General features: G+C 61.4%; 23 protein-coding genes. 11 read left to right on the top strand and 12 right to left on the bottom strand.

Annotation, left to right across the window (positions count from 1 at the left end; genetic code table 11):
* The first annotated feature begins 47 nt into the window (after window positions 1–47).
* The gene (locus DFP86_RS03755) at window positions 48–296 is read left to right on the top strand and encodes a hypothetical protein (RefSeq protein ID WP_133678659.1); all 249 of its coding nucleotides are present in this window, start codon (window positions 48–50) and stop codon (window positions 294–296) included.
* Window positions 297–716: 420 nt separating this feature from the next.
* Here DFP86_RS03755 and DFP86_RS19425 read toward each other — a convergent pair whose 3' ends face one another.
* The 7 genes from DFP86_RS19425 to tsaD form a co-directional block, all read right to left on the bottom strand.
* Window positions 717–947 (bottom strand): hypothetical protein, encoded by a 231-nt coding sequence (locus DFP86_RS19425; protein WP_208108208.1) that lies wholly within the window; start codon window positions 945–947, stop codon window positions 717–719.
* A gap of 128 nt (window positions 948–1,075) precedes the next feature.
* Window positions 1,076–1,813, bottom strand: a complete 738-nt coding sequence (locus tag DFP86_RS03745; RefSeq protein WP_133678657.1) for a UDP-2,3-diacylglucosamine diphosphatase — start codon at window positions 1,811–1,813, stop codon at window positions 1,076–1,078.
* A gap of 63 nt (window positions 1,814–1,876) precedes the next feature.
* Complete coding sequence (locus tag DFP86_RS03740; protein WP_133678656.1) at window positions 1,877–2,377, bottom strand: peptidylprolyl isomerase; 501 nt, start codon at window positions 2,375–2,377, stop codon at window positions 1,877–1,879.
* A 49-nt stretch (window positions 2,378–2,426) separates the two neighbouring features.
* Entirely contained in the window at window positions 2,427–2,978 is a 552-nt protein-coding gene (locus DFP86_RS03735) for a peptidylprolyl isomerase (RefSeq protein ID WP_166642139.1), read from the bottom strand.
* A gap of 470 nt (window positions 2,979–3,448) precedes the next feature.
* Window positions 3,449–4,195, bottom strand: a complete 747-nt coding sequence (locus tag DFP86_RS03730; RefSeq protein WP_166642138.1) for an alpha/beta hydrolase family protein — start codon at window positions 4,193–4,195, stop codon at window positions 3,449–3,451.
* A 104-nt stretch (window positions 4,196–4,299) separates the two neighbouring features.
* On the bottom strand, window positions 4,300–6,204 hold the full coding sequence (locus DFP86_RS03725) for an ATP-binding cassette domain-containing protein (RefSeq protein WP_133678654.1): 1,905 nt from the start codon (window positions 6,202–6,204) through the stop codon (window positions 4,300–4,302).
* Between the two features lie 39 nt (window positions 6,205–6,243).
* A complete protein-coding gene (tsaD, locus tag DFP86_RS03720; RefSeq protein ID WP_133678653.1) occupies window positions 6,244–7,272 on the bottom strand; it encodes a tRNA (adenosine(37)-N6)-threonylcarbamoyltransferase complex transferase subunit TsaD in 1,029 nt (342 codons plus the stop codon).
* Window positions 7,273–7,401: 129 nt separating this feature from the next.
* Here tsaD and DFP86_RS03715 point away from each other — a divergent pair, with 129 nt between their 5' ends.
* Window positions 7,402–7,818 (top strand): OsmC family protein, encoded by a 417-nt coding sequence (locus tag DFP86_RS03715; protein ID WP_133678652.1) that lies wholly within the window; start codon window positions 7,402–7,404, stop codon window positions 7,816–7,818.
* Here DFP86_RS03715 and DFP86_RS03710 read toward each other — a convergent pair.
* Genes DFP86_RS03710 through DFP86_RS03700 form a run of 3 tightly spaced genes read right to left on the bottom strand, consistent with a single transcriptional unit; the run spans window position 7,797 to window position 10,246 of the window.
* A complete protein-coding gene (locus DFP86_RS03710) occupies window positions 7,797–8,588 on the bottom strand; it encodes a metal ABC transporter permease (protein ID WP_133678651.1) in 792 nt (263 codons plus the stop codon). The genes DFP86_RS03715 and DFP86_RS03710 overlap by 22 nt on opposite strands.
* Window positions 8,581–9,375: a metal ABC transporter ATP-binding protein gene (locus tag DFP86_RS03705; RefSeq protein ID WP_133678650.1), complete on the bottom strand. Its 795-nt coding sequence runs from the start codon at window positions 9,373–9,375 to the stop codon at window positions 8,581–8,583. Before DFP86_RS03705 ends, DFP86_RS03710 begins: the two co-directional genes overlap by 8 nt.
* Window position 9,376: 1 nt before the next feature.
* Window positions 9,377–10,246 (bottom strand): metal ABC transporter solute-binding protein, Zn/Mn family, encoded by an 870-nt coding sequence (locus DFP86_RS03700; RefSeq protein ID WP_133678649.1) that lies wholly within the window; start codon window positions 10,244–10,246, stop codon window positions 9,377–9,379.
* Between the two features lie 325 nt (window positions 10,247–10,571).
* Between DFP86_RS03700 and DFP86_RS03695 the strand changes: the two genes are divergently transcribed.
* From DFP86_RS03695 to DFP86_RS03685, 3 genes are all read left to right on the top strand, one after another.
* Window positions 10,572–10,781 carry a hypothetical protein gene (locus DFP86_RS03695; protein WP_133678648.1) on the top strand — a complete coding sequence of 70 codons (210 nt, stop codon included), beginning with the start codon at window positions 10,572–10,574 and terminating at the stop codon, window positions 10,779–10,781.
* A 159-nt stretch (window positions 10,782–10,940) separates the two neighbouring features.
* Window positions 10,941–11,342 carry a ProQ/FINO family protein gene (locus DFP86_RS03690; RefSeq protein WP_133678647.1) on the top strand — a complete coding sequence of 134 codons (402 nt, stop codon included), beginning with the start codon at window positions 10,941–10,943 and terminating at the stop codon, window positions 11,340–11,342.
* Between the two features lie 97 nt (window positions 11,343–11,439).
* Window positions 11,440–12,573, top strand: a complete 1,134-nt coding sequence (locus tag DFP86_RS03685) for a glycerate kinase (RefSeq protein WP_133678646.1) — start codon at window positions 11,440–11,442, stop codon at window positions 12,571–12,573.
* On the opposite strand, the gene DFP86_RS03680 is transcribed toward DFP86_RS03685, so the two are convergent.
* Window positions 12,550–13,461: an ion transporter gene (locus tag DFP86_RS03680; RefSeq protein ID WP_243729296.1), complete on the bottom strand. Its 912-nt coding sequence runs from the start codon at window positions 13,459–13,461 to the stop codon at window positions 12,550–12,552. The genes DFP86_RS03685 and DFP86_RS03680 overlap by 24 nt on opposite strands.
* Window positions 13,462–13,505: 44 nt before the next feature.
* Here DFP86_RS03680 and DFP86_RS03675 point away from each other — a divergent pair, with 44 nt between their 5' ends.
* From DFP86_RS03675 to DFP86_RS03660, 4 genes are all read left to right on the top strand, one after another.
* Window positions 13,506–13,976 (top strand): hypothetical protein, encoded by a 471-nt coding sequence (locus DFP86_RS03675; protein ID WP_133678645.1) that lies wholly within the window; start codon window positions 13,506–13,508, stop codon window positions 13,974–13,976.
* Window positions 13,973–14,380 carry a YchJ family protein gene (locus DFP86_RS03670; RefSeq protein WP_133678644.1) on the top strand — a complete coding sequence of 136 codons (408 nt, stop codon included), beginning with the start codon at window positions 13,973–13,975 and terminating at the stop codon, window positions 14,378–14,380. Before DFP86_RS03675 ends, DFP86_RS03670 begins: the two co-directional genes overlap by 4 nt.
* Before the next feature lie 102 nt (window positions 14,381–14,482).
* Complete coding sequence (locus DFP86_RS03665; protein ID WP_133678643.1) at window positions 14,483–15,514, top strand: histone deacetylase family protein; 1,032 nt, start codon at window positions 14,483–14,485, stop codon at window positions 15,512–15,514.
* Between the two features lie 104 nt (window positions 15,515–15,618).
* Entirely contained in the window at window positions 15,619–15,909 is a 291-nt protein-coding gene (locus DFP86_RS03660; RefSeq protein WP_133678642.1) for a hypothetical protein, read from the top strand.
* A gap of 281 nt (window positions 15,910–16,190) precedes the next feature.
* Here the strand turns inward: DFP86_RS03660 and dcd are convergent, their stop codons facing one another.
* Complete coding sequence (gene dcd, locus DFP86_RS03655; protein ID WP_133678641.1) at window positions 16,191–16,760, bottom strand: dCTP deaminase; 570 nt, start codon at window positions 16,758–16,760, stop codon at window positions 16,191–16,193.
* A gap of 144 nt (window positions 16,761–16,904) precedes the next feature.
* On the opposite strand from dcd, the gene DFP86_RS03650 reads away from it, so the two are divergent.
* On the top strand, window positions 16,905–17,837 hold the full coding sequence (locus DFP86_RS03650; RefSeq protein ID WP_133678640.1) for a dihydroorotate oxidase: 933 nt from the start codon (window positions 16,905–16,907) through the stop codon (window positions 17,835–17,837).
* Window positions 17,838–17,938: 101 nt separating this feature from the next.
* Window positions 17,939–18,721, top strand: a complete 783-nt coding sequence (locus DFP86_RS03645) for a DODA-type extradiol aromatic ring-opening family dioxygenase (protein ID WP_133678639.1) — start codon at window positions 17,939–17,941, stop codon at window positions 18,719–18,721.
* The last annotated feature ends 32 nt before the right edge of the window (window positions 18,722–18,753 follow it).

Genomic DNA, 18,753 nt, shown 5'->3' with positions numbered 1-18,753 from the left:
TGTCCTCCTTAATAGGCAAATGTTTGCCTTTTTTCAGGACAATTCTCATGTATGAGTTATCGACTGACCAATTGGAACAAATTGCGGGGGGCTCGCCCAATCCTACGGTGGGCGCGGCGATCGGTACGGGAGTCGGTGTGGCGGTTGGGGCGGGGCTGGGATTTTTGGTCGGCGGTGTTGGCGCTGTCCCCGGTGCGAGCGTCGGCGCGGCAATCGGCTTGTACTTCGGCAGCTTGATGGGGGGCGCGCTCGGCGGCTATGCCGGTGCACTGGGCGGTAGTGCGATCAACCCGTAAATGAACTTTTCCTTTGCGTTCTTGCATCGCGCCAATGCGGTGCAAGCTTCAACGCCCACCATTCTTCCGGAGGGTCTTTCATGTACGAATTAACGACAGTTCAATTGGAGCAAGTTGCGGGCGGCTCACCCAATGCGTCGACGGGCGCGACGATCGGAATGGGGGTCGGCATCGCCGTCGGGGCGGGACTAGGGTTTTTGGCCGGTAGTGCTGGCGCGGGCTCCGGCGCGAGCGTCGTCGCGACGCTAGGCTCGTACGTCGGGGGCGTGGTAGGCGGAGCGCTCGGCAGCTATGCCGGCGCACTGGGCGGATAGTGCGATCAACCTTAAATGACCTTTTCCTTTGCGTCCTTCCATCGCGTCGATGCGGCGCAAGGCTCAACATACGCAACCCTTTTAGAGGAGTTATTTCATGTACGAATTATCGATTGATCAATTGGACAACATATCGGGAGGGGGGGATCTGCCGCTGAGTATTGCGGTTGGCACGGCCATCGGCGCAATCGTTGGCGCGGGAGTGGGGGTGTGGGCCGGTGGTATTGGCGCAGGCCCCGCCGCAGTGGCTGGCATTCACCTCGGGTGTACCATTGGCGGCGCAGTCGGTGGATTTCTCGGTGTGGAAGGTTAGGCGACCAATAAAGGCTTCGCCCATGAGTTAAGACCAGGCAAGTGTTGAAAAGTCTGGTTCTATAGCCTGAACCATCACGCGGTGCCCGATCCATTCGGAAGAATGGATCGGGTGGTTAGCGGCTCTCAGCTTAATCGGTCGTCTATCTCGGTTTAACCATGCGCGGGTTCGCCTAGCTCGTGAGCGTCGACGCCGTGTGCGTCGAGGGTCAAGTAGCCACCCTGGCCGTCGTGCCAGTCGGCGATGACCCAGCGTTGGGTCTGGCGGCCATGCCGTTCGATCACATGGCAGGCCGGTCGGTGGGTGTGGCCGTGGATCAATAGCGGCCAATCGTGTGCTTCCAAGAGCGCCAGCACCGCGCCGTCGGTGACGTCGGAGATGGCGCTCAATCCATTTTGCCGTTTCGCCGTTTCGCTTTCCTGCCGAGCCATGCGCGCGATCGCATGCCGTTCCGCCAGCGGACGGGCCAGCATGGCATGCTGCCAGGCGGGGTGGCGGCTTTGCGCCCGGAATTGCTGATAGGCGGTATCGTCGGTGCACAGGGCATCGCCATGGCTGAGCAGGTAGCGGATCTGTCCGATCGCCAGCGGATGCGGGTCGGTCAATAACATGGCGCCGCTGGCGCGGGCGAAACCCTCTCCCAACAGGAAGTCGCGGTTACCGTGCATGACGAACAATGGCGTGCGCTCGGAGAAGGCATGCATCGCTGCCAGCGTTTCGCGCAGGAACGGCGAATCGTCGTCGTCGCCGACCCAGTATTCGAACAGGTCGCCCAGGATGTAGAGCGCATCGATTCGGCCTTGCCAGTCGTCCAACGTGCCGAGGAACAGTCGGTTGAGATCGGGCGTGTCTTCGCTGAGGTGTAGGTCGGAAATGAGGTGGATGGCCATGGCGGCTCCGCGCGGCGGTATTCGAAAAACGCCCCCCTGGTGCGAGGGGCGCGTGTTACGAGATCAGACGGTTTCGATCACTTCGGCCTTGACGATGGTCACGGGCTCTTTCGGCACGTCCTGATGCATGCCGTTGCGGCCGGTCGGCACGGTCTTGATGCGATCGACCACTTCCTTGCCTTCGACGACTTCGCCGAATACGGCGTAACCCCAACCCTGGGCGGTGGCCGAGGTGTGGTTGAGGAAGTCGTTGTCGGCGACGTTGATGAAGAACTGGGCCGAGGCGGAGTGCGGATCCATGGTGCGCGCCATGGCGATGGTGTAGGTCTTGTTGCCCACGCCGTTGTTGGCCTCGTTCTTGATCGGATCGCGGGTTTCCTTCTGCTCCATGTCGGCGGTGAAGCCACCGCCTTGGATCATGAAGCCATTGATGACGCGATGGAAGATGGTGCCGTCGTAGTGACCGTCGCGCACGTATTGCTCGAAGTTGGCGGCGGTGTCCGGCGCACGGTCGTGGTACAGCTCGAGAACGATGTCACCGAGGTTGGTGGTCAGTTTGATCATGAGATTTTCCTTGGAAAATGCTGCGTGGTGAACGCTGCGGTCAGTGGGTTCAGCCCTTGATCGAGGCCTTGAGAATGATCACCGGAGTCGATGGCACGTCGGACATCATGCCGACATCCACGGTTTTCATGCGCGAGATGCGCATGACCACGTCCATGCCGCGCGTGACTTTGCCGAATACCGCGTAGCCGATGCCCTCGGGGCTCTTGTCGCGGAAGTCCAGCGGGTCGTTGTTGGCGACATTGATGAAAAACTGCGAGGTTGCCGAATCCGGTTCGGGAGTGCGCGCCATGGCGATGGTGCCCACGGTATTCTTCAGTCCGTTGGCGGCCTCGTTGGCGATCGGCGCGCGAGTCGGGCGCTCTTTGAGCTTGGCGTCGAAGCCGCCGCCCTGGATCATGAAGCCTTCAATCACCCGGTGGAATACGGTGCCATTGTAGTGGCCGGATTTAACATATGCCAGGAAATTGGCCACGGTTTTGGGCGCATGCGCCTGATCGAGCGAGATCTCGATATTGCCTTGGTTGGTATCCAGCTCCACCACCGGCTGAGCCAGTGCCAGACTTGGCAATAACGCGAGAAGAGCCAGCACTTTTTTCATTGCGGATTCCGGCTTGCGGTTGAAAAATGGGGATTTTAGCACAGCCGTCAGAGAGTTCCGGTAAGTGTTTCGATGCCGCTCCTTGGTGCTGACGGTTGCCGTAAGGTGGAGGGCGCGACGGGCCAAATGCGCGTGTCGGCTGGCCAGAAAATGACCAGGGAGACAAAGTCCCGGCGCGACAGGCAATTAACAGAGTTGTCCACAGGCTTATCCCCGTTTGCTGTGGGCAACCTAAAGATATAAATTAATCTTCCTATATATGCTTATGGAACCTTTGTGCGGGAGATAGGACTTTTTTTTCAGTCTGCTTGATTTTGTGCGGAACTTTTGCTTGTAAGCTTTGACTGATGCAGGCTTCATTTTTGGCTATAAATTGACCTGCGAGCCAAATGCACGGTGCGACAGGCAATTAACAGTGTTATCCACAGTGTTATCCCGATGTTTTTGTGCACAACCCGGCACGGTTGTTTTTAAGACAGCCAGCGGCACAGTACGCCATGTGCTGGGCTTGCCGGATCGAGAAACGCCATGTGATCCATCCCGGCGATTGTGGCGAGCTTGGCGTCGTCTCCGGCCGAGCATGCGCGCGTTACATAATCGCTCGACCACCGAAGCGGCACTTCCTCATCCTCGCTGCCATGGATAATCAGCTGCGGCAGGCCAAGCGGCAGCAAATTCAGGGGGGATGCCTGCCGATAGCGTTGTTGCTGTTCGTCGGGCGTCCCGCCCATGAGCTCGGCGATGACTCCTGGCTCGCGCAGATGGGCAAAGCAACGCGCCAAGTCGGTGATCGGCGCCAGTCCAACGACAGCGGACGGCCGGATACGCTGCGTATTGCCGCCCGCGGCACACCATAAGGCCAGATGACCGCCTGCGGAATGGCCGACCAGGGTGACGCGTTGCAGATCGAGCGCGATCCCGTTGGCAACGAAGTCGGCCAGCGCATCGACGCCCACCGCAACATCTTCCAATGTGCCACGCCAACCGCCGCCCGTTTCGCCTACGCGGCGATACCCCAGGTTCCATACGGCAAACCCGCGTTGTTGTAGGTCGCGGGCAACCGCCACCATCTGATCGCGCCCCCATGGCGTGCGCCAGAAACCGCCGTGCAGTAGACAGACGACGGGTGGGGTTGGCTCGACGGGCAAATACAATTCACCGGCCTGACAAGGCATCGGTCCGTAGTGAAAGGTACGTGGCGGATTGGCTACGTTCATGAATGATCTCCTCTGTGGATCTGGCAATACATTCATGATATTTGCGAAATGGGTGCGACGGTTGCGACAAATTTTCCTATCATTGGCGATGTCAAGGAAACAATCTACTGTCCGCCGTCGAGCGCCTCCAACGCTTCTTGCACACCGAGCCATTCTTCCTCCACCTGGCTCAGCCTTGCGCTGACTTCTCCCTGGCGCTTGATGCCGGATGCCAGGCGCTCGCGTTGATCGTCGCCGTAGGCGTCGGGCGAGGCCAGAAAGGCATCCAGCTCGGCCTTTTCCGCGCCGAGGGTTTCCAGCTCGCGTTCCAGTTTACTGAGTCGTTGTTGCAACGGCTTGCGCTCGCGCGCCAGGCGCTGGCGTTGCTCGGCCTCGATGCGCTTCTGTTCCTTGCGGTTGACGCCCGCCGCATCGTCGCTGGAAGGCCGGGCCTCGTCGGCCAGTTGGGCTAGCCGCCACTGGCGGTAATCTTCCAGGTCGCCGTCGAACGGCCGCACGCTGCCGTCGGCCACCAGCCAGAAGGTATCGGTGGTGGTTTCCAGCAAAGAACGGTCGTGCGAGACCACCAGCAGTGCGCCGGGGAAGTCCTGCAGTGCCATGGTCAACGCGTGACGCATCTCGAGGTCGAGGTGGTTGGTCGGTTCGTCGAGCAGCAGCAGGTTGGGCCGGTCCCAGACGATCAGGGCCAGTGCCAGGCGTGCCTTTTCGCCGCCGGACATCGGACCGACCGGGTCGTTGACCGTGTCGCCGCGGAAATTGAAGCCGCCGAGGAATGTGCGCAACTCTTGTTCGCGCGCCTGCGGCGCTTTCTTTTGCAGGTGCCATAGCGGCGACTCGTCCAACCGCAGGTGTTCGAGCTGGTGTTGGGCGAAGTAGCCGATACGGATGGCCGGCGACGTAATGCATTGGCCGGCCAGCGGCGCGAGTTCGCCAGCCAGTACCTTGACCAGCGTCGACTTGCCGGCGCCGTTGACCCCCAACAGGCCGATGCGGCTACCGGCTTCGACCGATAAGTCGACGCCGGCGAGCACGGCGCGGTCGTCATAGCCGGCCGAGATGCCGTCCAGCCGCAGTAGCGGGTTGGGCAGGTTGTCCGGCGCGGCGAAATGGAAGTCGAACGGCGAATGCACATGCGCCGGGGCGATGCGTTCCAGCTTTTCCAGTGCCTTGACGCGGCTTTGCGCTTGACGCGCCTTCGACGCCTTGGCCTTGAAGCGGCGGATGAAGTTCTCCAGATGGGAGATTTCACGCTGTTGCTTGTCGAAGTCGGCCTGCTGGCGTACCAGGCGCTCGGAACGCATGATTTCGAACTGGCTGTAATTGCCGGTATAAAGGGTCATGCCCTGCTGGGCCATTTCGACGATGTGGCTGCAGATCGCGTCGAGGAAGTCGCGGTCGTGCGAGATCACCAGCAAGGTGCCGGGGTAGCTCTTCAACCATTCTTCCAGCCACAGCACGGTCTCGAGGTCGAGGTGGTTGGTCGGTTCGTCGAGTAGCAGCAAGTCGGAGCGGCACATCAGGGCCTGAGCCAGGTTGAGCCGCATACGCCAGCCGCCGGAGAAGCTCGATACCGGACGTTGATGCTGTGCCGTATCGAAGCCCAGGCCACCCAGCAAGCGCGCGGCGCGTGCCGGCGCGCTGTAGGCATCGATGTGGGCCATGTCATCGTGTAGATGGCCCTGAGCCATGCCGTCGCCGGCGGCTTCGGCGGCGGCCAGCCGAGCTTCCAGTGTGCGCAGCTCGCGGTCGCCGTCGAGTACGAAGTCGAGCGCGCTTTGCGTCAGAGCCGGGGTTTCTTGCGCCACGTGCGCCACCACCCAGTTGGGCGGAATGTCGGCACTGCCCGCATCGGCGTGCAATTCGCCGCGCAACAGGGCGAATAGGCTGGATTTACCCACCCCGTTTGCGCCAACCAGGCCGGCTTTGTAGCCGGGGTTGAGCGTTAGCGAAACATCCTTGAGCAGTTCTTTCAGGCCGCGCCGCAGCGCGAGGTGCTTGATTTGTATCATGAGTGTCCGGGCCGGCCCGTCGGAGCCGGCGAGCGTGATTTAAACGGCCGGCAGGCTAGCCAGATCCCAGCGCGGCTTGACGCTGAATCCAGCCGCCGGCTCGGCGAACTTCAGCCGCATGGCGCCGGCGAAGGCGATCATCGCGCCGTTGTCGGTGCATAGGGCCAGTGGTGGGTAGAACACCTCAAATTTGCGCCGGGCAGCAGCCTGGTCGAGGGCTGCGCGCAGTTGGCGGTTGGCGCCGACGCCGCCGGCGACCACCAACCGCTTCATGCCGGTCTGTTTCAGCGCCTTGAGCGATTTTTTCACCAGTACCTCGACAATCGCTTCCTGGAAGGCGCGGCAGATATCCTTGCGGGTTTGTTCGTCGAGGGTGCCGTGTTGCTGTGCTTCTTGCTGGCGAACCAGCGTCAGCACCGCGGTTTTCAGGCCGGAAAAACTCATGTCGAGGTCGGCCGAGTTGAGCATCGGGCGCGGCAGGGTAAAACGTGCCGGATCGCCGCTTTCCGCCAGGCGCGACAAGGTCGGGCCGCCGGGATAGTCGAGGCCGAGTAGCTTGGCGGTCTTGTCGAAAGCCTCGCCGGCGGCATCGTCCAGCGTCTCGCCCAGCACCTGGTACTGGCCGACGCCGTGCACCGCCATCAGTTGGGTGTGGCCGCCGGACACCAACAGGGCCAGGAACGGAAAGTCCGGTCGCGGCGTCGCCAAGAGCGGCGAGAGAAGATGGCCTTCCAGATGGTGCACGGCGATGACCGGAATACCGAGGCCAAAGGCCAATGCATTGGCCACGCTGGTGCCGACCAAGAGCGCACCGCCGAGGCCCGGCCCCTGGGTGTAGGCGATGGCATCGATGTCGGCGAGCCGTAGCCCGACCTCGGCCAAGCAGGCTTCGGTCAGCGGGATGACACGACGGATATGGTCGCGGCTCGCCAGCTCGGGGACGACGCCGCCATATTCGGCGTGCATGGCCATTTGAGTGTGTAAGTGATGCGCGACCAGGCCGTGTTCGCTGTCGTACAGCGCAACGCCGGTTTCGTCGCAAGATGATTCGATACCCAGTACCAGCATGATGCTCCGCGAGCCCGTCAGTTGCCGATAGGCTCTTTATAACAAAGAAAGCTTTCCATTCTACTTGCGAATCTTTGAAGCCCCAAATCGATCATGATATTTTCAGAACATCAAATGGAGAGAAACGGCATGAAAGCTGCATTGCAATGGGTCGACGGGGTGTGTTTCATGGGCGAGTCCGGCAGCGGGCACGCTGTGGTGATGGACGGCGCGCCGGAAGGGGGCGGGCGCAATCTCGGGCCGCGTCCGATGGAGTTGCTGCTGTTGGGTACCGCCGGCTGCACCAGTTACGACGTGATCACTATCTTGAAAAAGGCGCGTCAGGACGTGCGCGATTGCCGCGTGTCGATCGAGGCTGCGCGCGCGGACGAGGATCCCAAGGTGTTCACGCGCATTCATTTCCACTTCGAGTTGACCGGGCGCGCACTGAAAGCGGAAGTCGTCGAGCGCGCCCTGTCGTTGTCGGCCGAGAAGTACTGTTCGGCGTCGATCATGCTTGGCAAGACCGCCGAGATCACCCACGACTATGTGTTGCGCGAGGCCTGAAGCGAGGCCAGCATGTAGGCCGTGGCGCTCAAGGCCGTGATCCAGAAGCTGGTCGGCCAGTCGGTGAAGTAGGCGAGTGCAATGCCGAGCCAGGTTTCCGCCAGTGCGATCAACGCGGCGAGCAGGATGCCCGGCCCCAGACGGACGGTCAATTTCTGCGCGGTGGCGCCCGGCCCGACCATCAAGGTGAAAACCAGCAGCACGCCGACGATCTGCACCGAAGCGGCAGTGGCCAGCGCGACGATGGCCAGAAACAGCATCGACACCAGGCGCAGCGACACGCCCTTGGCTTCCGCCAGTTCGGGTTGCAGGCTGATGAATAGCAGCGGCCGCGCGAGGCAGGCCAGTACCACCAGGCTGACTAGCGCCATGATGCCCAGCCACCACAGCGTATCGGTGCCGACGCCGAGCACGTTACCGAACAGCAGTGCGGTCGCCTGGGTGGCGTAGCTGGTGTAGAAGTGCAGAAACAGCATGCCGACCCCGAGCGATAGCGACAGCACCGAGCCGATGGCGATGTCGCTGCCCTGCAGCCGGTCGCCGAAGTAGCCCATGGCCATGCCGCCGGCCAGGGTCACGGCGATCAGGCCGCCCATCGGCGACAGGCCGATGAGCACGGCACCGGTGGCGCCGGCAAAACCGACGTGCGACAGTGCGTGGCCGGCGAAGGTTTGTCCGCGCAACACCAGAAAATAACCGACCACGCCCGCCAGGAGCGCAACGATGCCGCCGGCGATCAGGGCGTGCTGCATGAAGTCGTATTCAAACATCGTGGTAGTGCTCCTCTTTCTCGACGTCGACTTCGCCGGACATGACGAAGATGCGCCCATTGTGGCGCACGACGTCGATTGGCGCGCCGTATAGTCGCGACAGTACCTCGGGCTGGATGACCTCGTCGACGGTGCCGAGCGCCAACTGGCCGTGGCCGAGATAGAGCACTTGATCGATGGCCGGCAGCAGGGGATTGAGTTCGTGTGCGCTAAATAGCACGGTGATGCCGAGCTGTTTGCTCACTTGCCGCACCAACTCGATGACGCCATGTTGATGGCGCGGATCGAGGCTGATCAGCGGCTCGTCGAGCAATAGCAATCGCGGGCTGCCGATCAAGGCCTGGGCTAGCAGCAATCTTTGGCGTTGTCCGCCGGATAGTTCCATCAGAGGCCGGCGCGCGAGCTCGCGAGCATCGACCAGCTCCAGCGCGCGGTCGATTTCTTGCCATTGCCGCTTATCGAGGCGTGGCCAGCCCCAACGATGTCCGCCGTGCGCGATGGCGACGAAATCGCGTCCGCACAAGCGTTGGCCTGTGCCGGCGCTACGAACCTGAGGCATGTAGCCGATGTCGGGATTGCCGCGCAGGCCGCTTTGACCCAACACCGAGATTTTGCCGGCATCCGGCGGTATCAGCCCGAGAATGGCGCGCATCAGCGTGGTCTTACCGGCGCCGTTGGGGCCGAGCACGCCGATGAATTGATTTTGATCGACCGTCAGGCTGACGTCGTCCAGGACGCGGCGCCCGCGGAACGACACCGTGACGCGATCGAGACGAAGCACTTCCATATTAATGATTCAAAGCCTTCTCTAACTGATCCAGTTGCGAGCGCATCCAATCCTGATAATGCCGGCCGGCCGGCATGGTTTCGCTGATGCCGACGACTTTGACGCCGGATTGCTGGGCGAGTGTGCGCATGCGCTTGGCCGATGGGTCGGAGGCCTGGTTGTTATAGAACAGTACGCGCACTTGGCGCGATTTCAGATCGCGTTCGAAAGCGGCGATGTCCGATGCACTGGGCTCGGTATTGTTCATGACGGCGAGCTGGAAGCGTTCGTTGCGCATTGTCAGACCCAAGGCCTGGGCCATGAGGCCGAATACCGGCTCGGTTGCGGTAACTGCCGTGCCGGCATAGCGTACGCGCAGCGATTGCACGTGCTGGCCGATGACGGCAAGGCTGGCGAGTACCTGGTCGAGGTTGCGCCGATAGTCTGCGCTATGCGCCGGGTCGACTGCCTGTAGGCGTGCGGCGATGGCGCGCGCTACGGTCGGCATGGTGGCCGGGTCGTACCAGAGGTGGGGGTTGTCGCCCGAACGTTTGCCGAGCAGGCGCCCGACGACGATCTCCGCACGGCCCTGCGCGCGCGCGGCTGTCAGCAGTTTGGTCATCCAGGGGTCGTAATCCATACCGTTGTAGATTACCAGGCGAGCTGCGCTCAAGGCGCGTGCGGTCGAGACGCTGGCTTCGAACAGGTGCGGATCCTGATCCGGGTTGTTCATGATGCTGGTGACCTGCACATGCGGCCCCCCCACTTGCTGCACAAGGTCGCCATAGAAGTTTTCGGCGGCGACCACCGCGAGCGGTTGGTCGGCAGCCGAGGCGAGGGCAGTGCTCAACGCCAGGGCGGCGAAGGCGAACAGCTTGGTCAGCGCGGACATCGACTCTCCGGTTGTTATGTTATAACGATCTGCAAATGTTACGGTATAACATCCTGTCGGTCAATCTTGGACAAACGTGCAACTGAGGCGGGGACAAAAAAAATGAGCCGCAAAGGCGGCTCACAAGACGTTAGTTCTCCAGCTCAAATCTGCTCCCGAACCCATCTGTACGGAGCAGCCTCTCGTGTTGGCGAAAGACGACTCGATAGTGCCTGAAATGTTTGCTATGCAGCAAATGATGGCGAGAATAAGACATCCCATGTCGCGAAAATGTATATTAGCCTGGTAATTAACCTGGGTTTAAATACCATGCATGAAATTTATAATGGCTTCATTGACCGGTTGCGAGCGATTTATTGGTTTATTTAACTGCATTGAAATCGAAATGCTAGTGAATTGCACTTTGACAACAGGCGTGGGCAGTCAGGTGGCACTGCTTTGGGCGGCGGCTGGCCGCTTTGACGCCATCCTGGCCGATTGGCCGGGTCGTTCGGTGGCCGACTGGCGCATTTTTGCCTCGCACCAGGTAAAATGAACGGCTCTGCTTCGCTTTTTCCAATGTTTTGACATAAGATACGCGCTTTGCCATTGTTGTTGATGGCGACGATGTGGCAACGGTTTGTATCGATGCACAGTTCAGACCGCAGACGGGTGGCCATGCCGCCCGAAGCATTAACCGACTAGATTGAAGTTCATGAAGCCAAATACCGAAACGGCACTGGGCGCCGCTCTCAAATCCGCTGTACAGAGTCTGAGCAAGAAAAAGCAGACCGAGATGATCGCGGAACATGTCTACAGCAAGTTCGAAGTGTTTCGTCAGTTCCGTCCCTTGGCGCTTGGCATTCACGAAAGCCTGATCGCCGCCTTGCCGCAGTTCGACCCGGTTCTGATTGCGCGCGTGGTTGCCAATCATTGCCGCAAGCCGCGTTATATCAAATCCGTCGCGCGCGGCGGCAAGCGCTTCGATCTGGGCGGAAAACCGTCCGGCGAGGTCAAGCCGGAAGAAAAGAAAGCAGCCGAGCTGCAGTCTCTACCCAAGCCGGCGGCACCTGTGCCGGTGGCCGAGACCCCGCCGCCGACCGCCGCGACCGAATAAGTTCCACCGGCCCGGAGCCACCGCAAGATTTGCGGTGGCTTTTTTGTTATGGCTAGGGCCTGTTTGCAATCTTTCGAATTTTTCGACGAGGTGCATCATGCATTGGCTATTGGCGCCGGATGCCTTCAAGGGTTGTCTCACCGCGCAACAGGTTGCGCGCGCGATGGCGACGGGCATTTTGCGTGCCGATCCGGCGGCTCAATGCACGCTCCAGCCGATGGCCGATGGTGGCGAGGGAACGCTGGCCGTATTGCAGCACTCGCTCGGCGGCCACTGGCTGCGCATCGAGGCCGACGATCTCGCGGGTCGGCCGCGATGGGTGGATTGCCTGCTGCTGCCCGACGGCACAGCGCTGATCGAGGTGGCCCGGATCGTCGGCTTACCCTTGGCCGCCGGCTTTCCGCTGATGCAGCGCACCAGCCGTGGTGTCGGTCAGTTGATGCGCGCCTGTCTGGACGCGGGGTGCCGTCGATTGGTGCTGACGTTGGGCGGCTCCGGCACCAATGATGGCGGGGCGGGCTGTCTGGCTGCGCTTGGCGCGGTCTGGCTCGATCGTCAGGGCCAGCCGTTGGATGGTTCGCCGGCCCAGCTTGCAAGGGCGGTGCGCGTCGATCTGACCGGACTCGATCCGAGGTTGGCGCATACGCCGCTCGAAATCTGGTGCGATGTCGATCATCCCTTGCTGGGCGAACGCGGTGCGACGTCCACCTTTGGCCGACAGAAGGGCGCGAGCGCACAGGATCTGCCGCGGCTGGAGAGTGTGCTCGCCCAGTTGGCCGAACTGTTGCAGGCGGCCGATCTGGCGATGTTGCCCGGTAGCGGCGCGGCGGGTGGCATGGGGTTTGCCCTGCGGTTTCTGGGGGGAGAGATGCGCGCCGGCGCGACCGCGGTGGCCGATCTTTGCCGTCTCGATCGGGCTATCGGCGCGGCGGATTGGGTGTTGACCGGCGAGGGGCGTACCGATGCGCAAACGCTGGGTGGTAAGGCGCCGCTGGAGGTGTCGCGCCGAGCTCGGCTGGCGGGTGTGCCGGTGAGCTTGTTGTCCGGTAGCGTCGAGTCGCTGCCGGCGCTGACCGCCGAGTTCGATGGCCTGTTTTCACTGTGTCGCGGGCCGGTGACGCTGGCGTTCGCCAAGGCTAACGCCGCGCCGCTGATTGCCGAAACCGCCGAGCAGTTGGCGCGCTTGCTGCGGGGATGTCATGCGGCCTCAAGGCCGCCTGTCGGCCGATAGCGCGCGGCCGCAATATTTGCAGTAACGCGCATCGCCGTCAGGCTCGTTCCGCCCGCATGCACGGCAAGTCGAGCCGGGCCTGTCCGCCGCGTCCCGCTTGGCGATCTCCGTGCTGACAATGCCTGTCGGCACGGCAATCATGCCGTAGCCGAGGATCATCACCATGCTTGCCAGCGTCTGGCCTAGCGGCGTTTTCGGCGTGATATCGCCGAAGCCGACCGTCGTCAGCGTGACAATCGCCCAATAGATGCTGACCGGAATGCTGGTAAAGCCGTTTTCCTCTCCCTCGATCACATACATCAACGAGCCCAGTACCATGACCAGGATCAAGGCCACGACCAGAAAGACCGTGATCTTACGTTGGCTGGCGCGCAGCGCGTCGCGCAGACTCTGTGCCACGCCCAGGTAGCGGGTCAGTTTGAATACCCGGAACATGCTCAGGAGACGCAAGACGCGCACTGACGACAGAAAGCGGCTTTGCGGCGCGAATAGCGCGACATACTGCGGCAGGATGGCCAATAGGTCGATGATGCCGAAGAAGCTGCGGGCATAGTGCAGCGGTTTCGGAGAGCAGATCAGGCGCAGCAAGTATTCGATGGTGAACAAGATGGTCAGCCCCCAGTCGACGGCGTGCAACAGCCCGGCGTGCTGTTGGCGGATGCGCGGTACGCTTTCCAGCGTGACCGTCAACACGGACAGCAGAATGGCGGCAATCAACGTTTGATCGAACAGCCGACCGCGCCGGGTATCGGGTTCGAAAAATAGGATTTGCAGTTTGCGGCGCCAGGCGGCGCGCGGTGGGGGGGATGAGAACACGATGGGGCGGATTCCAGTGGATTGAATGGATGGCAAAGCATTGCGCGACGGGGTCAGACGCGGCGTGCGCACTGAAGGTTCCCTGTTGGCGAACGTAATGTATTACACTTCAAAGCATGAAATCGCCGACGATCCTGTTGCTGTTTTCCTTGTCGCTTGCCGCGTGCGGCAGCTTCAAACAGCCGCCGAGCCCAGTGCAGTCCGGACGGGGCGCGGCAGCGCGTGCCGCCGCACCGCAGCCTGCGCGCGCCGGGATGATTTTTCGCGAAGCCAATCGGCTGGCCGACGAGGTTGGGCAAGGGCGCCTGACCCGGGTCGAAGCGGCCGATCAACTTAATATTTACCGCTTGCGTGTGGTGGGCGCCAACCGGGTCGACGATTCGACCTTTGCCACTTACCGCTATCTGGCGGTTCAGCGCGACAACAACGGCATGTCGGCCGAGGAAAGCCACTCGCGCATGGAGATGAAGCTGCGCGACTGGCAGCGCAAGTGGCCCACTCTGCGAAATCGGCCAACCGATCCCGCCTTCACCAATTTTCTGATGCAGTTGTTCGATCTACCGCCCCTGGAAAACCCACAACCATGAAACGCCGGCATACCGAGGTCAGCTGCCCATGCGGCTTGTCGGCACCCTATGCCTCATGCTGCGGACGTTACATCGATCACCTTGAATCGCCGGCCCCCACCGCCGAGGCGCTGATGCGTTCGCGCTATGTCGCATATACCCTTCAGGCTGTCGAATATCTGTTGGCGACCTGGCATGCCGATAGCCGCCCGGACCGGCTGGATCTTTCGGACGAAAGCCCCGCACTCAAGTGGGTGGGGCTCGAAGTACTGCGTACGGTAGGCGGCGAGTCCGGCGATCAGGAAGGGGTGGTGGAGTTCGTCGCCCGTTACAAGCTCGGCGGTCGTGCGGCGCGCTTGCACGAGGTCAGCCGCTTTGTGGCTATCGACGGGCGATGGTTCTATCTCGACGGCGACCTGTCCTAAGCCGCGCTTGCGCCGCCTCAAAGTTTGCCGTCGCCAGCCTTGACCGCATCGAGCGACAGGACAACCATAGCTTTCTTCCCGTTGTTTCTCCGGTAATCCGTCATGCAGACCTTTTATTCCGATATCCATCGCCAGCATCACGGCCGCACCGAGTTGTACGCCGGTACCCTGGTGCCCTGTTTCGAAATGCCGGCTCGTGCCGACATGGTACTTGACCGGGTCCGCGCCACCGGCCTGGGCGAGGTGTGTCCGCCGAGCGCCCATGGGCTCGATCCGGTCTTGGCGGTACACGATGCCGGCTACGTCGCCTTTTTGCAGAGTGCCTGGCAGCGCTGGCAGGCTCTGGGGCGCGATTACGACGCCCTGCCGAAGATGTGGCAGATTCGTCGGCTGCGTCAGGCGTTGCCTGAACATGTCGAGGGGCAGTTGTGCTACTACTCGATGGATTGCGGTACGCCGATTACCGCCGGGACCTGGGCGGCGATCAGCGCCGGCGCCGACGTGGCCTTGTCCGCCGCCGACGCATTGATCGGCGGCCAGAAGGGGGCCTTTGCGCTGACGCGCCCGCCGGGCCATCACGCCGCTCGCGATTACTGCGGCGGCTATTGCTTTTTCAACAATGCCGCCATCGCGGCGCAACACTTGCGTGCCAACGGCGCGAAGCGCGTGGCGCTGCTCGACGTCGATTACCACCACGGCAATGGCACGCAGGATATCTTCTACCAGCGAGACGATGTGCTGTTCCTGTCGATTCACGGCCATCCCCGCACCGAATACCCGTTCTTCCTCGGCTTTGCCGACGAGTGCGGCGAAGGGGCCGGTCTGGGTTATAACGTGAATTACCCGTTGCCAGCCGGAAGTACCGTCGACACCTGGTTCGATGCCTTGGCACAGGCCTGCGGCCGCATTGCGCACTTCGCGCCCGATGCCCTGGTGGTGTCGCTCGGCGTCGATGCCTACCAAGGCGACCCGATTTCACGCTTTGCCTTGTCGAGCGACGATTTTCTGCGCATGGGCGAGCGGCTCGGCCGCTTGGGGTTGCCGGCCGTGTTCTGCCTGGAGGGCGGCTATGCCGTCGAGCCGATCGGCATTAATGCGGTCAATGTGCTAAGTGCTTTTGAATCAAGCGTTTGAGACGAATCAAGCGGGTCAGATAAAAAGTTCAGCTTCCTTGCTGGCAGACTATGCTTTGATTAAACGATCAATGCAGGGGGCGAAGCGACAAGGAGGTGATGATCATGGGAGAGGCATTGAAGGGCCTACTGGCGGAGTTGGAAGCCTGCCGGGGGGAAGATACCGCGTGCAAGCTGCTGTTTGCCGAGGTGCCTCATACGCAGCAGATCCCGATGGACCTGCAGACTTGCCATGAGCTCAAGGCGCTGGCCGAGGTTTTCGGCTGCGAACCGGCTCATTTGGCGTTTGTGATTCTCCGTTCGGCTTTGGCCGATATTCACGCTGGGCTTGACGATGATCTAGCCGTCATGGCTCGCGAGGCCAAGGCGGCGGCCGGGTCTCATTGTTGTTTCTGAGTGCGCTGGCGGTGTCGAGCAACCGGGGTTGCGGCTCCGGTTGCTTGCTGGCGTGCGTGTTCGGAAGGCAAAAAAAAGACGTGGCGGCAAGGGGGAACCGCAACGCCTCAAGAAGGCGCCATAGGCGCCAGGGCGATGTGTGCAGAAGCATCACCCATGTTTATGGTAGGACACCTGGACAAAAATGCGTAGGTGGATTTTGCTAAATTTTCAACTTAAGTGCTTGATAAAATAAAAAAATAGCCGCGCAAGGCGCGGCTTTGTTACGTCTGGGGCTGGCGTTAGGGTTTGGGCAGCGTCACACCGCTTTGGCCCATGTATTTGCCTTGGCGGTCGCGATACGAGACATCGCAAGGCTCGTCGGATTCGAAGAACAGCACCTGGGCCACGCCTTCGTTGGCGTAGATCTTGGCCGGCAGCGGCGTGGTATTGGAGAACTCCAGCGTGACGTAGCCCTCCCATTCGGGCTCGAACGGCGTCACATTGACGATGATGCCGCAGCGGGCATAGGTCGATTTGCCGAGGCAGACGGTCAATACCTGGCGCGGAATGCGAAAATACTCGACGGTGCGCGCCAAGGCGAACGAATTGGGGGGGATCAGGCAAAAGCCCTCGCCGGAGATCTCGACGAACGACTTGGGGTCGAAATTCTTGGGGTCGACGATGGTGCTGTTGATGTTGGTGAACACCTTGAACTCGTCGGCGCAGCGGATATCGTAGCCGTAACTCGATGTGCCATAGGAAATTACCTTCTGGCCATCCACGGACTTGATCTGGCCGGGCTCGAACGGTTCGATCATGCCGTGTTCTTCCGCCATGCGGCGAATCCACTTGTCGGATTTGATGCTCATTGCCGTAACTATCCTGAAGGTAAATGGGGTTGATTCTACCTGCATGCGCGCAACGCCGCCAGCGCCGGTCTGGCGCAGGTCAAATCATTGTCCGGCCGGCTATGGCATACTGCGCGTCTTTCATTGCAAGCAGGAGAGATCGCCATGGCGGTGGATTTGTCGCTCGAATGGCTGGGGATGCGGATGGCGAGTCCGCTTTATAACGCTTCCGGCGTCATGTGCCGTACTCGTGAAGAGCTGGATGCCGTGGCGGGTTCGGCCGCCGGCGCGCTGATCACCAAAAGCTGTACGCTGACGCCGCGCGAAGGCAATCCGGAACCGCGCTATCACGCCACCGCGCTTGGCAGTATTAATTCGATGGGGCTGCCCAACGAAGGCTACCCGTACTATTTCGATTACGCGCAGCAGTTCGATTATCGCAAACCGTTGTTCGTCTCGGTGTCCGGCATGTCGCTGGAAGACAATCTGTTCATGCTGGCCGACTTGCGCGATCGACACTTGCCCTGTCTGCCGGAAATCAACCTATCCTGCCCGAACTTGCCCGGCAAGCCGCAGCTCGCTTACGACTTTGCCGCTACCGCCGAGGCGCTGGAAAAAATCAGTCAGGTGTATCCGGGCGCATTCGGCGTCAAGTTGCCGCCGTATTTCGATCCCGTGCATTTCGCGCAGATGGCCGCGCTGCTCAACCGATTCGAGGGCCTGCGCTTCGTCACCTGCATCAATTCGGTCGGCAATGGCTTGCTGATCGACCTTGCGAGCGAAACCACGCTGATCAGCCCCAAAGGCGGGCTGGGCGGCTTGGGCGGCGACTATGTGTTGCCGACGGCGCTGGCCAATGTGCGCGAATTTGCGCGGCTAATGCCGGACAAGCATGTCATCGGCTGCGGCGGCATCAAGAGTGGCGCGGAAGCATTCATGCACATCTTGTGCGGCGCCACGGCGGTGCAGATCGGAACCTGCCTGCACGAAGAGGGGGTCGGCGCTTTCGCCCGCATTCAGCATGAACTGGCCGAGCTGATGGCGCAGAAGGGCTATCAGTGCTTGGCTGACTTCCGCGGGCGGTTAAAAACCCTGTGATTGTTGTTGGTTGGTAAATAATGACGGCACGGGTTGCGGGTTTGTTGATCATTATGTTCGTACTATGATTGAACTAATACGAACCAAATGGAAACCTGATCATGAAAGGTCTTTCGCAGCCCGCCCTGTTTGTGTCGCACGGTGCGCCGACACTGGCGCTTGAAGATAGTCCGACGGCCCGCTTCCTCGAGCAGCTGGGCCGGTCGCTGCCGCGCCCCACCGCGGTGGTGGTGGTATCCGCCCACTGGGAAAGTGCGCGCCCGACGCTGGGTACGCATCCCGCGCCGGACACTATTCACGATTTCGGCGGCTTCCCGCGCGTGCTTTATACGCTGCGTTATCCGGCCCATGGTACGGATCTGCTGTTCGGTCGAGTGCGCGAAGCCTTGCGGGCGGGGGACATCGAGCCTGTGGACGATGCGACGCGCGGGCTCGATCATGGCGCTTGGACACCGCTGATGCGGATGTTTCCCGATGCCGACGTGCCGGTGATCAACCTGTCGCTGCCGCGCAATCTGGACGAGGCTGGGCTGCGCGCCTTGGGGCGCGCCTTGCGCCCGTTGCGCGCCGAGAACATCCTGATTCTCGCTTCCGGCAGCTACACCCATAATTTGTGGCAGATGCAGCCGGACGGCAGCGCACCGCCGGCTTGGGCGGAGGCGTTCGCCGCCTGGGTCGACAGCCAGTTGCTTGCGCGTCAAGACGAGACGTTGGATGCCTGGATGAACCTAGCGCCGCATGCGCGCCAGGCGCACCCTAGCGACGAGCATTTCCTGCCGCTGTTCATTGCCTTGGGTGCCGCCAGCGATGGCGTGGCCCCAACCCGGCTGCACGACGACTGGCGCTATGGGGGCTTGTCGATGGCGCTGTGGCGTTTCGATTGATCATGCATTGCCTACGGCGAATGCACGCTACC

Origin of the sequence: Paludibacterium purpuratum (assembly GCF_004363805.1) — a bacterium.
GTDB classification, from domain to species: Bacteria; Pseudomonadota; Gammaproteobacteria; order Burkholderiales; family Chromobacteriaceae; genus Paludibacterium; species Paludibacterium purpuratum.
The sequence above is the reverse complement of the archived record's forward strand: the minus strand, read 5'-3'. Positions and strand labels throughout refer to the sequence as shown.